The sequence below is a fragment of the Pararhizobium polonicum genome, assembly GCF_001687365.1.
GTDB lineage: Bacteria > Pseudomonadota > Alphaproteobacteria > Rhizobiales > Rhizobiaceae > Pararhizobium > Pararhizobium polonicum.
This window is the reverse complement of the sequence record NZ_LGLV01000010.1, coordinates 182945-195013: the sequence shown is the minus strand read 5'-3', so window position 1 is coordinate 195013 and position 12069 is coordinate 182945. Positions and strand designations below refer to the sequence as shown.

11 protein-coding genes are annotated in these 12069 nt (G+C 61.9%); 8 read left to right on the top strand and 3 right to left on the bottom strand.

Features of this window, described 5'->3' with window-relative positions; translation table 11 throughout:
- Positions 1-22 precede the first annotated feature (22 nt).
- Complete coding sequence (locus ADU59_RS17160) at positions 23-787, bottom strand: DeoR/GlpR family DNA-binding transcription regulator (protein ID WP_068955356.1); 765 nt, start codon at positions 785-787, stop codon at positions 23-25.
- Between the two features lie 189 nt (positions 788-976).
- On the opposite strand from ADU59_RS17160, the gene ADU59_RS17155 reads away from it, so the two are divergent.
- From ADU59_RS17155 to ADU59_RS17120, 8 genes are all read left to right on the top strand, one after another.
- The gene (locus tag ADU59_RS17155) at positions 977-1747 is read left to right on the top strand and encodes an SDR family NAD(P)-dependent oxidoreductase (protein ID WP_068955355.1); all 771 of its coding nucleotides are present in this window, start codon (positions 977-979) and stop codon (positions 1745-1747) included.
- A 36-nt stretch (positions 1748-1783) separates the two neighbouring features.
- Entirely contained in the window at positions 1784-2677 is an 894-nt protein-coding gene (locus ADU59_RS17150) for a LysR family transcriptional regulator (protein ID WP_068955354.1), read from the top strand.
- Positions 2678-2948: 271 nt separating this feature from the next.
- The gene (locus ADU59_RS17145; RefSeq protein WP_425332028.1) at positions 2949-3368 is read left to right on the top strand and encodes a formate dehydrogenase subunit gamma; all 420 of its coding nucleotides are present in this window, start codon (positions 2949-2951) and stop codon (positions 3366-3368) included.
- Entirely contained in the window at positions 3365-4936 is a 1572-nt protein-coding gene (locus ADU59_RS17140) for a formate dehydrogenase beta subunit (protein ID WP_068955352.1), read from the top strand. Before ADU59_RS17145 ends, ADU59_RS17140 begins: the two co-directional genes overlap by 4 nt.
- A 216-nt stretch (positions 4937-5152) precedes the next feature.
- Complete coding sequence (gene fdhF / locus ADU59_RS17135; protein WP_068955351.1) at positions 5153-8032, top strand: formate dehydrogenase subunit alpha; 2880 nt, start codon at positions 5153-5155, stop codon at positions 8030-8032.
- 156 nt (positions 8033-8188) lie between these two features.
- The gene (gene fdhD / locus ADU59_RS17130; RefSeq protein ID WP_068955350.1) at positions 8189-9016 is read left to right on the top strand and encodes a formate dehydrogenase accessory sulfurtransferase FdhD; all 828 of its coding nucleotides are present in this window, start codon (positions 8189-8191) and stop codon (positions 9014-9016) included.
- A complete protein-coding gene (locus ADU59_RS17125; protein WP_068955349.1) occupies positions 9006-9344 on the top strand; it encodes a formate dehydrogenase subunit delta in 339 nt (112 codons plus the stop codon). The genes fdhD and ADU59_RS17125 overlap by 11 nt, the downstream gene beginning before the upstream one ends.
- A gap of 254 nt (positions 9345-9598) precedes the next feature.
- Complete coding sequence (locus ADU59_RS17120; RefSeq protein ID WP_068955348.1) at positions 9599-10315, top strand: pentapeptide repeat-containing protein; 717 nt, start codon at positions 9599-9601, stop codon at positions 10313-10315.
- Positions 10316-10329: 14 nt separating this feature from the next.
- Here ADU59_RS17120 and ADU59_RS17115 read toward each other — a convergent pair whose 3' ends face one another.
- Positions 10330-11229 carry an HNH endonuclease gene (locus ADU59_RS17115; RefSeq protein WP_068955347.1) on the bottom strand — a complete coding sequence of 300 codons (900 nt, stop codon included), beginning with the start codon at positions 11227-11229 and terminating at the stop codon, positions 10330-10332.
- Positions 11230-11331: 102 nt separating this feature from the next.
- A complete protein-coding gene (locus ADU59_RS17110) occupies positions 11332-11937 on the bottom strand; it encodes a nucleotidyltransferase domain-containing protein (protein WP_068955346.1) in 606 nt (201 codons plus the stop codon).
- Between the last annotated feature and the right edge of the window lie 132 nt (positions 11938-12069).

Below are 12069 nucleotides of genomic sequence, written 5' to 3'. Positions count from 1 at the left end.
GCCCGCACAAAAACCGGCAATGTCAGCGCGAGGTCTCGATCAGCCGGACATCCTGCTCCTGGCAGATGGCACGTACGTTTTCGATCGGACACATATCGGTAATGAAGGTGTGAACCTGGGTGATATGGCCGATCCTGACGGGCGCCGTGCGTTCGAACTTGGTCGAATCGGAGACGAGAATGACATGGCGGGCATTGGCGATGATCGCCTGCGCGACTTTCACTTCGCGGTAATCGAAATCGAGCAGCGCACCGTCGTGATCGATCGCCGACGCGCCGATGACGGCATAGTCCACCTTGAACTGGCGAATGAAATCGACCGCCGCCTCGCCGACGATACCGCCATCGGCCCCGCGCACGACGCCGCCGGCAATCACCACTTCGATCGAGGGAAAAACCCGCAAACGATTGGCAACATTGATATTGTTGGTGATCACCATCAGTTCGGTATGATCGAGCAGCGCTTCGCCGACGGCTTCGGTCGTCGTGCCGATATTGATGAACAGCGAGGAATTGTTGGGGATCATCGCCGCGGCCGCCTGGCCGATCGCCTGCTTCTCCGGCGCCGCGATCGACCGCCGGGCCTCGTATTTCACATTCTCGTTGCCGCGCGGAAAAATCGCCCCGCCATGGATGCGCGTCAGCACCCGTCCGTCGCACAAGTCGTTGAGATCCTTGCGAATGGTCTGCGGCGTCACCGAAAAACGCGCGGCCAGTTCGTCGACGAGGACCCGGCCTTCCGTCTTGGCGAGCTCAAGGATTTCCGACTGCCTGCCCGACAGATACATGAAGATTCCTCCCGTTATTTTCGTTTTGTTTCATAATATGCAAAAACGAAAGCAGCGCAATTTCATAAATGCGGCGTGCGGTTCGAAACTGAACCCCTTGTCCTGAGCGCTTGTGCAGACAAGAGCGCGCTGCGGCGTTGCAATTCAGGCCGTCATGCGACAGCCTGTCGGCCGCGGGAGGTATTCGTTATGTTTCATCCATCCTTGTTCAAAGGCCTGAACGTGGTCGTCACCGGAGCCGGACGCGGCATCGGCCTGGAAGTGGCGCGGCAGTTTCTCGATTGTGGCGCCACCGTCTACCTGCATGGCGGACGCCTGGCGCGCGAGCCGCTGCCCGATTTTCTCGACGCGGCACTGACGGAAGGCCGGGCCTTTCTCTCCTACGCCGATTTCTCCACCCAAAGCGGGGTCGAATTGCTGGCCGCCGGTATCGCGTCCCGCTTCCAGGTGATCGACGTTCTCGTCAACAATGCCGGCACGATGGTCGGCCGCTTTCTCGCCGGCGAGCTGACGGATGCGCAATATGAGACGGTGGTACAGCTGAACCAGACCGCCGTGGTGCAGACGACGCGCGCCCTGCTGCCGCTTCTGCGGCGCGGCACGCATCCGGCCATCGTCAACACCGTGTCGATCTCGGCGCTGACCGGCGGCAGTGCCGGCTCGGCGATCTACTCGGCGACCAAGGCCTTCGTCTCGACCTATTCCAAGGCGCTGGCCCGCGAACTGGCGCCCGAGGGCATCCGGGTCAATTGCGTCTCGCCGGGCACGATCACCACCGATTTCCACGAGCGCTATTCCTCTGCCGAAAAGCTGGAGGCGACCCGCAAGACGATCCCGTTGCAGCGACTCGGCACGGCGGAGGATTGCGCGCCCGCCTATCTGTTCCTCGCCGCCAACGCGCTGTCCGGTTACATCACCGGCCAGGTGTTGGAAGTGAACGGCGGACAATTGATCTGCTAAGGGCAGACAATACGATATTCGGGAGGGTTATAGCGCGTGATCGACAAGCTGGAATTTTTCATCGCGCTTGCCCAGGAGCGGCATTTCGGCCGCGCCGCCGAACTCTGCGGCATCACCCAGCCGACGCTGTCGGCCGCGATCAAGCAACTGGAGGACCAGCTCGGTGTCATGCTGGTCAATCGCGGCTCGCGCTACCAGAGCCTGACGCCGGAAGGCCAGCGGGTGCTGGAATGGGCCCGCCGGATCGTCGGCGATTCCCGCACCATGCACGAGGAAATGCGCGCCGCCCGGCGCGGGCTTGTCGGCCATATCCGGCTGGCGGCGGTGCCCACCACGCTTGCCATGGTGCCGCGCATCACCGGACCGTTTCAGGAAAAGCATCCGGAGGTGACCTTCTCGGTTCTCTCGACCACATCGCTGAAAATCCTCGGTCTTCTGGAAAATCTTGAGATCGATGCGGGGCTGACCTATCTGGAAAACGAACCGCTGGGACGGGTCACCAGCGTACCCTTGCAGGTGGAGCGCTATCATCTGGTGACGGCGGCAGGCACGGAGCTGGCGGATCGCGAAACCGTGACCTGGAAGGAAATCGGCGGCATTCGACTTTGTCTATTGACCGCCGACATGCAGAACCGGCGCATCATCAACCAGCATTTCACAGAAGCCGGTGTGACTGTATCGCCGACGCTCGAATCCAACTCGATGATCGTCTTGTTTTCCCATGTACGCACCGGCCACTGGGCCAGCATCATGCCATATAACGTCGCGAAATCGTTCGGCTTTCATGACGAAATAAAACTCATCCCGATCATCGAGCCCGACGCCCGGCACACCGTCGGGCTGGTCGCGACACACCGCGAACCGTTCACCCCCCTCGTCTCGGCGTTGCTGCATGAAGCGCGCATTCTGGCCGACGCTCAGGCGCTTTGATAGAAAACACCTATCGCTTAACGGAACAGGCCTATTGACCGGTTCGCTGGCTGCTGACACCCTGCTTTGCAGTGCGCGGACTGCAAAACCGTTTTCGTCTGCCTTATCAGGCAAGGCGCCGGATGTAACGATGTTCTGGAGGGGGCATCATTTCATCCGTGGGGCCGCAGACCGCAACCGATTGTTCGTTTCAGTTCGGGAGGTCTGAACGTTGAACCTGCATCTATCAAGCCGTGATATCGATAGCCGGACGCTGGATATCGTCAGCGAGATGAAGTCGCTCGAAGGGCCGCTTCTGCCGATCCTGCACGAGATCCAGGCCGAGTTCGGCTATGTGCCGCAGGAAGCCCTGCCGGTCATTGCCCGCGAACTCAATCTGTCCCGCGCCGAAGTCCACGGCGTCGTCACCTTCTACCACGACTATCGCGACCATCCGGCCGGGCGGCATGTGCTGAAACTCTGTCGCGCCGAAGCCTGCCAGTCGATGGGCGGCGACGCTCTGGCCGAACGGGTGAAAGTGCTGCTCGGCATCGATTTTCACCAGACGACGCTGGATGGCTCGGTGACGCTGGAACCCGTCTATTGTCTCGGGCTCTGTTCCACCGCACCCGCCGCGATGCTCGACGGCGAGGTGCACGGGCGGCTCGATGCGGATGCGGTGCGTGACCTCGTTGCGGAGGTGCGCGCATGACCGTCAGGATTTTCGTTCCCAGAGATGCAGCCGCATTGGCCCTCGGCGCCGATCGGGTCGCCAAGGCGCTCGCCGGTGAAGTCGAGACGCGCGGGCTGGATGTCACGCTCGTGCGCAACGGCTCGCGCGGCCTGCACTGGCTGGAGCCGATGATCGAGGTCGAGACGGCCGAGGGCCGGATCGCCTATGGCCCGGTGAAAGTCTCCGATATAGCGTCCCTGCTCGACGCCGGCCTCGCCACCGGCGGCAATCACGCCCTCTGTCTCGGGAAGACCGAGGAACTGCCGTTCCTGAAAAACCAGACGCGCCTGACCTTTGCCCGATGCGGCATCGTCGATCCGCTATCGCTGGATGACTACCGGGCCCATGACGGCCTGAAGGGCCTGGCCAAGGCGGTGGCGATGACATCGGCCGATGTGGTGGCGCAGGTCACCGAAAGCGGCCTGCGCGGCCGCGGCGGCGCGGGTTTCCCGACCGGGATCAAATGGAAGACAGTTCTCGACGCCCCCATCAACGTTGAGAAGGGCGACCGCAAATATATCGTCTGCAACGCCGACGAGGGCGATAGCGGCACCTTCGCCGACCGGATGATCATGGAAGGTGACCCCTTCGTGCTGATCGAGGGTATGGCGATAGCAGGCATCGCGACCGGCGCGACCAAGGGCTTCGTCTATATCCGCTCGGAATATCCGCACGCCATCGCAACGATGACGCAAGCCGTCGAGATCGCCCGCGAGGCAGGCATTCTGGGCAGTTCTGTGCTCGGCTCGGGCAAGGCTTTCGACATCGAAATCCGCACTGGAGCCGGCGCCTATGTCTGCGGCGAGGAAACAGCGCTGCTCAACAGCCTGGAAGGCAAGCGTGGCATCGTCCGCGCCAAGCCGCCGCTTCCGGCTCACAAGGGCCTGTTCGGCTGTCCGACCGTGATCAACAACGTCATCTCGCTCGCCTCGGTGCCCATCATCATGGACAAGGGGCCGGTGTTCTACAAGGATTTCGGCATGGGCCGCTCGCGCGGCACCATCCCGATCCAGATCGCCGGCAATGTCAAATATGGTGGGCTTTACGAAGCAGCCTTCGGCCTGACGCTCGGCCAGATCGTCGACGAGATCGGCGGCGGCACGGCCACCGGACGGCCGGTCAAGGCCGTTCAGGTCGGCGGCCCGCTCGGCGCCTATTTCCCGCGCGCGCTGTTCGATACGCCGTTCGATTACGAAGCCTTTGCTGCGAAGGATGGCCTCATCGGCCATGCCGGCATTACCGTCTTCGACGACACCGCCGACATGCTGAAACAGGCCCGCTTTGCCATGGAGTTCTGCGCCGTCGAATCCTGCGGCAAATGCACCCCCTGCCGCATCGGCTCCACCCGCGGCGTCGAGACCGCCGACAAGATCGCGCAAGGCATCGAGCCGGAAAAGAACCTCACGCTGCTCGCCGACCTCTGCAACACGATGAAATTCGGCTCGCTCTGCGCGCTCGGCGGTTTCACGCCCTATCCGGTGACAAGCGCCATGAACCATTTCCCGGACGATTTCCGGCCAGTGCCTTTGGTGGAGGCGGCGGAATGAGCGTGACAACAAAACCCCTCCCGCTCGCTTTGCTCGCCGCCCTCCCCACAAGGGGGAGGGCTCGGCCCGCGGCAACTTCACGCGTTACATTGATTAATCGCTCGCGGACAGTACCGCTGGTTAAGTCCCTCCCCCTTGTGGGGAGGGGTTGGGGAGGGGTCTTCTCCCCACTTTCAAAAAGAAATCTCGCCGCGACATCCACACAGGAGGCCCTCCATGCCCCTCGTCTCTGAAATCGACTTCGGCACCCCCGCCTCCCGCTCGGAAAAGATGGTCACACTCACCATCGATGGCAACGAGATCACCGTGCCCGAGGGCACCTCGATCATGCGGGCCTCGATGGAGGCCGGTATCCAGGTGCCGAAGCTCTGCGCCACCGACATGGTCGATGCCTTCGGCTCCTGCCGCCTCTGTCTCGTGGAAATCGAAGGCCGCAACGGTACGCCGGCCTCCTGCACCACGCCCGTCGCCCCCGGCATCACCGTCCATACCCAGACGAGCCGGCTGAAGGACATCCGCAAGGGTGTGATGGAGCTTTATATCTCCGACCACCCGCTCGACTGTCTGACCTGTGCTGCCAATGGCGACTGCGAACTGCAGGACATGGCCGGCGCCGTCGGCTTGCGCGATGTGCGCTATGGCTACGAGGGCGACAACCACGTCAAGGCGCGCAGCAATGGCGACATCAACGCCAAGTGGATGCCGAAGGACGAATCGAACCCCTATTTCACCTATGATCCCTCGAAATGCATCGTCTGTTCGCGCTGCGTGCGCGCCTGCGAAGAGGTTCAGGGCACGTTTGCGCTGACCATCGAAGGCCGCGGTTTCGGCTCCCGCGTCTCGCCCGGCATGCATGAGAATTTCCTGGAATCGGAATGCGTTTCCTGCGGCGCCTGCGTGCAGGCCTGCCCGACCGCGACGCTCACGGAAAAATCCGTCATCGCCATCGGCCAGCCGGAGCATTCGGTCGTCACCACCTGCGCCTATTGCGGCGTTGGCTGCTCCTTCAAGGCCGAAATGCGTGGCGAGGAACTGGTGCGCATGGTGCCCTGGAAGGACGGACAGGCCAATCGCGGCCATTCCTGCGTCAAGGGGCGCTTCGCCTATGGTTACTCGACCCACAAGGAACGCATTCTCAACCCGATGATCCGCGAAAAGATCACCGATCCCTGGCGCGAAGTCAGCTGGGAAGAGGCGCTCGCTCACACGGCCGGCGAATTCCGCCGCCTGCAATACCAATACGGCCGCGAATCGGTCGGCGGCATTACCTCGTCGCGCTGCACCAACGAGGAAACCTACCTCGTCCAGAAGCTGATTCGCGCCGGTTTCGGCAACAACAATGTCGATACCTGTGCCCGCGTCTGCCACTCGCCGACCGGCTACGGCCTCGGCGCCACCTTCGGCACATCGGCCGGCACGCAGAATTTCGATTCGGTCGAACACACCGATGTCGTCATCATCATCGGCGCCAACCCCACCGACGGGCACCCGGTCTTTGCCTCGCGGCTGAAGAAGCGCCTGCGCCAGGGCGCCAAGCTGATCGTGATCGACCCGCGCCGCACCAATATGGTCTCCTCGCCGCATATCAAGGCATCGCATCACCTGCCGTTGCGCCCCGGCACCAATGTCGCCGTGGTCACCGCGCTGGCCCATGTCATCGTGACGGAAGGCCTCTACGACGAAAAGTTCATCCGCGAACGCTGCGACTGGTCGGAGTTCGAGGACTGGGCTGCCTTCGTCGCCGAGCCGCACCACAGCCCGGAAGAGGTCGAAAAGCTCTCCGGTGTTCCAGCCGAGGAAATCAGGGGCGCCGCCCGCCTGTTTGCCACCGGCGGCAACGGCTCGATCTATTACGGCCTCGGCGTCACCGAGCACAGCCAGGGATCGACGACGGTGATGGCGATCGCCAACCTTGCCATGGCGACCGGCAATATCGGCCGCCCGGGCGTCGGCGTGAACCCGCTGCGCGGCCAGAACAACGTTCAGGGCGCCTGCGACATGGGCTCCTTCCCGCATGAGCTGCCGGGCTACCGCCACGTCTCCGACGATGCGACCCGCGAGACCTTCGAAAAGCTCTGGGGCGTGACCATCTCCAACGAACCGGGCCTGCGCATCCCCAACATGCTGGACGCCGCCGTCGATGGTTCGTTCAAGGGTATCTACATCCAGGGCGAGGACATCCTCCAGTCCGACCCGGACACCAAGCATGTGCAGGCCGGCCTCGCCGCCATGGAATGCGTCGTGGTGCAGGACCTGTTCCTCAACGAAACCGCCAACTACGCCCATGTCTTCCTGCCGGGCTCAACCTTCTTGGAAAAGGACGGCACCTTCACCAATGCCGAGCGCCGCATCAACCGCGTCCGCAAGGTGATGACGCCACGCAACGGCTATGCCGACTGGGAGGTGACGCAGAAGCTGGCGCAGGCGATGGGCCTGAACTGGAACTACAGCCATCCATCCGAAATCATGGACGAGATCGCCGCCACGACACCGAGCTTTGCCATGGTCTCCTATGACTATCTGGAAAAGATGGGCTCGGTGCAGTGGCCCTGCAACGAGAAGGCGCCGCTCGGCTCGCCGATCATGCATATTAACGGCTTCGTGCGCGGCAAGGGTAAGTTCATCCGCACCGAATATGTCGCGACCGACGAAAAGACCGGTCCTCGCTTCCCGCTGCTGCTCACCACCGGCCGCATTCTCAGCCAGTACAATGTCGGCGCCCAGACGCGGCGCACGGAGAATGTCGTCTGGCACGAGGAAGACCGGCTGGAAATCCACCCGAACGACGCCGAGATGCGCGGCGTGCGCGACGGCGATTGGGTGAAATTGCAAAGCCGCTCCGGCGATACGACGCTGCGGGCGCTGATCACCGAACGTGTGGCACCCGGCGTCGTCTACACCACCTTCCACCACCCGACGACGCAGGCCAACGTCATCACCACCGATTTCTCCGACTGGGCAACCAACTGTCCGGAATATAAGGTGACGGCCGTGCAGATATCACCGTCGAACGGCCCGTCGCAGTGGCAGGTCGATTACGACGAACAGGCCCGCCACTCGCGCCGCATCGCCGGCAAGCTGGAGGCGGCGGAGTAGAGTTGCAATGATGCGTTTGTGGCAAATCCCCCCCTCTGTCCCTTCGGGACATCTCCCCCACACGGGGGGAGATTGGCTGGGGTGTGCGCTGCGAACTCCCTCGTCCGGCACCGCGCACCACCTTCTCCCCACTGGGGAGAAGAGGGAGCAAGGCGCATGACCCCATTCAAACTCACCCAAACCGTCCCCGAGACCGCCCACCGCAACGGCACGCTTTCCACCGGCTCCCGCGTCGTTCCCGAAGAAACCCCGGTCGCCTTTTCCTATGGCGGCTCCACCCATGCGGTGATGATGGCGACACCGGGAGATTTCGAGGATTTTGCCGTCGGATTCAGCCTGACGGAAGGGATCATTGCCGATCCCTCCGAGATCGAATCGATCGAAGCCGTTCCTGACGACAAGGGTATCGACCTGCAGATCATGCTCCGGGACGAACAGAACGCCGCGCTCACCGCCCGCCGTCGCCATATGGCAGGGCCCGTCGGCTGCGGCCTTTGCGGCATCGAATCGATCGAACAGGCGGTGCGCAAGACGCCATCCGTTTCAGGCTCGCCGCTGCGGCTGTCGCAACAGCAGATCGTCGAGGCTGTCGCATTGCTCAACGGCCAGCAGCCGCTGCATTTCGAAACCCGCGCCGTGCATGGCGCAGGCTTCTACGTGCCCGGCAAGGGGCTGATCGCGGTGCGCGAGGATGTCGGCCGTCACAATGCCCTCGACAAGCTGGTGGGTGCCGCGGCACGCGCCGGGCATGCTGGATCAACCGGCGCCGTCGTCGTCACCAGCCGTGTCTCGGTCGAGATGGTGCAGAAGACCGCCATCATCGGCAGCCCTTTCATCATTGCCATCTCTGCCCCAACGGCACTGGCCATCCGCACGGCGGACGAGGCCGGCATGACGCTGATCGCCTTGGTGCGCGGCGCCGATTTCGAGATTTTCACCCATCCCCACCGCATCCAATCCGGAGCCATCGCCGATGTCGCTTGATAACACCAATGGCAAACTCGTGCGGATGGCCAACCAGATCGCCACCTTCTTCAAGTCGCAGCCGGAAGCCGAGCGCATCGAGGGCGTCGCCACCCATATCAACAAGTTCTGGGAACCGCGCATGCGCAAGGCCTTCTTCGAACTCGTGGAACAGGGCGGCGCCGGCTTCGACCCGATCGTGATATCCGCCGCCGCCATCATCAAACGCCCCTATTCCGGCTCGGAAGGGGTGGGAACCGGCAGCGATGCCGCAGCCGGCGCACCGGAGGGCAAGGGAGCGGCGGCGGGAGAATCCCTGTCGGAATCGAGCCTGCCCGAAAAGGCCTGATCTCTTTTGGGCGCAATGGGAGACGCCGGACGCAAACCGGTGAGCCACGCATCCAGCCTTTATTTCCGCGTTGAACCGAAACGGCGGGTGCGGTATGCAAAAGGACCGAAAAAGATGGGCCGGTTGGTAATCCGGTCCCTGCATTCTGCAGCTTATGGCCTGTTGGCTTCCACGGTACCAGTTTGATCGGACACGGTCGGCGAGGTACGTGGTCTTGCGACATGTTCCCTCGATGACGAAGAAGGAACATCGATATGCCCCCATACGGCTCACCGGACACATCCAAGATCCCGCCAGCCAATATCATCGAGAATCGCGCGCTGGATCGCGCAAGCATCGAAACCCTCTCGAAAAACGGAATGGCCTACCGGCTGGTTGACTGCGTTCTCGAGGAAACCGACCTTTCACGCCTTGCGCTGGATGGCTGGGTCTTCGAGGCCTGCAATGTCAAACAGGCCAATTTCACCGGCGCAAAACTGAGCGCCACCGTCTGGTCGAGCTGCAAGGGCGGCCTTGCCGATTTCACCGGCTGCGATCTCTCCGAAAGCCGGCTTGAGGCCTGCGACTTCAACAACAGCAGCTTCAGGGGTACGACGCTCACCGGTGCACTGTTCGAGCGGTGCAAGCTGACGGGCGCAAACCTTTCGGAAGCGAAAACGCTAAACCTCTCCTTCAACGAAACGCGGATGGCCGACGCCCGGTTGCCCGGCCTGTCGTTTCGAAAGTCGCGTCTCAACGGCCTCGATTTTCAGATGGCGGATTTGCGCAAATGTGACTTCCGCGATGCGGTGTTTCAGGACTGCAGCCTGCGCGATGCCAATCTGGTCGATTGCCGGTTCGAAGGCGCCGATCTGCGCGGCGCCGACCTCGGCGGCATCCGCCTGTTGAATGCCAAGCAATTCAAGGGCGCGACCATCTCGCGCGATCAGGCGGGGCAGCTGCTCGCCGAGCTGGGGCTGAAGGTTCGATAGGTCCTATTGACACTTCACTGTTTGAAGCAGTTTTCGCGATGCCATTGCAGGAAGTGGGGATGCGGACGCTCGAACGCTCGCGGGGGCGCAAACGCACGGCCGGTCTTGTTGATGAAGGCTCGCACGGTATCCGGATCGTTGACCTGCCGCGAGACAAGAATCTCTAGATCGTCGGTCAGGCCAATCAGTCCGCGATCAAACATCCAATGTGCCGTACCGGAGAGGGCAATTCCATTGCTGACAATATCCGGCCCGCTCGCCTCAACCGGCCGGATATGTGCTGCATCAACCTCTGCGCGGCCGCCACCATTGATCAATTTCAGTCCGGAAATGGCGCAGCGTTCATCATAGGCACGCAAGACAATCCGCCGAAAGACTCGCTTCCTCACGATTCGCGACGAGATATAGCTCACCCGGTCACGGCTCTCCTCGAATTGGAACGGCGCTTGCTCCTCCTCAAAACCATGGGGCATGGTCGCTTCATCGACGCGGGGCAGCAAGGGCTCGTTCTCATCAAGACCCAGCGCGATAATGCGGTCGAAGTCAGTTGATGAGATGGGACGAACTGCGGACTGGGCACGCCCGGAAATCCGCCCCTGTTCATTCAACAGACCACGCTCGACAATGCCGTCAGCGTCGCCGAAGGAGACAGGGTTGACGAAGTCGAGATAGCTTCCGGGTTCGATCAGAGCGAGGTACATGCCGGATGCCGAAGGGTCTGGAATGACCTGCTGAACCTTCGCTATTGCGAAATAACCGCGTGTCTCAGCGACCTTGCGAGGCTCATAGTAGATGATCCAATGGCCTATGCAGGCTTCGACGCGGCCGAGATACTGACTGGGAAACTGATAGCGTTCCGCCGGACTGTCGTCGTAAATCGAATCTGAGCGATGGATGAAAACCCCGAATCCCATGATGCTCCTATAGCATGCTCTTTTTCCATATACACACGTGGTATTTGGTCCATTGAGGTGGCCAGTTCTTGCAGCGTGCATGAACCGCACCACAAGCCCCCCCTACAACATCCCAATCCAGTCATGCCCCGGATGCACCCTCTCAAGGCAAGCCTTCAGCCATGCACGTTCGGATCTCGCCAGCTTCGGCAGGGCATTGGCAAAATCGATCTCGTCCTTGGCCCGCCGGTGCTTCGCCTTGAACAGCAGCACACCCGCTGGCTTCAGGTAGGCAAGCCCATCGGGTGTCACGTCAACCATATCGGCGCGTGAACGGGTAAGCCGGGGATCGCGTTTGTAGGCCCATGTCTGCGGCGTTCCCGGCTCGATCATCATATCCACCCGCCAGCGCCTGTCAGCGATGTCCAGACACCAGATTTGCCAGATCGCCGCCGATGGTTCTGTACCCGCTGGCAGGAATTCGACGATGCCGTTTCCGGCCGTATAAAAATCCAGTCCGTAGAGTGCTTGGCGGAAAACACCGAGATCGGTGCGCAGGATCGTGAATTCGAGATCCTCGTGATCGCGGGTCTGCTGCCCATGCCACAGATCAAGCGCCCAGCCGCCAACGATGCACCATGGTTTCGACACGCTGGAAAGCCGGCTTCCCAGCTCGGCCGGATGCCAGGCAGTCCATGCATCGTGATCCGGTGCTGGTTGTGCATTCATCGAACAGTCCTGTCTCACCCACGCAGCCTGACCGGGCATCTATCAGGATAGGCACCGCGGATAAACCGGCTTCTCATGGCAAATAATGCCTCCGCCGCAAACGATTCGCCCCCTTTCCCCGGTGAAAGCAGA

Excerpts from the sequence above, each read along its gene's own strand:
- ADU59_RS17160 (WP_068955356.1), bottom strand. The coding sequence starts at position 787 with ATGTATCTGTCGGGCAGGCAGTCGGAAATCCTTGAGCTCGCCAAGACG.
- ADU59_RS17155 (WP_068955355.1), top strand. The coding sequence starts at position 977 with ATGTTTCATCCATCCTTGTTCAAAGGCCTGAACGTGGTCGTCACCGGA.
- ADU59_RS17145 (WP_425332028.1), top strand. The coding sequence starts at position 2,949 with ATGAAGTCGCTCGAAGGGCCGCTTCTGCCGATCCTGCACGAGATCCAG.
- ADU59_RS17140 (WP_068955352.1), top strand. The coding sequence starts at position 3,365 with ATGACCGTCAGGATTTTCGTTCCCAGAGATGCAGCCGCATTGGCCCTC.
- fdhF (WP_068955351.1), top strand. The coding sequence starts at position 5,153 with ATGCCCCTCGTCTCTGAAATCGACTTCGGCACCCCCGCCTCCCGCTCG.
- fdhD (WP_068955350.1), top strand. The coding sequence starts at position 8,189 with ATGACCCCATTCAAACTCACCCAAACCGTCCCCGAGACCGCCCACCGC.
- ADU59_RS17125 (WP_068955349.1), top strand. The coding sequence starts at position 9,006 with ATGTCGCTTGATAACACCAATGGCAAACTCGTGCGGATGGCCAACCAG.
- ADU59_RS17120 (WP_068955348.1), top strand. The coding sequence starts at position 9,599 with ATGCCCCCATACGGCTCACCGGACACATCCAAGATCCCGCCAGCCAAT.
- ADU59_RS17115 (WP_068955347.1), bottom strand. The coding sequence starts at position 11,229 with ATGGGATTCGGGGTTTTCATCCATCGCTCAGATTCGATTTACGACGAC.
- ADU59_RS17110 (WP_068955346.1), bottom strand. The coding sequence starts at position 11,937 with ATGAATGCACAACCAGCACCGGATCACGATGCATGGACTGCCTGGCAT.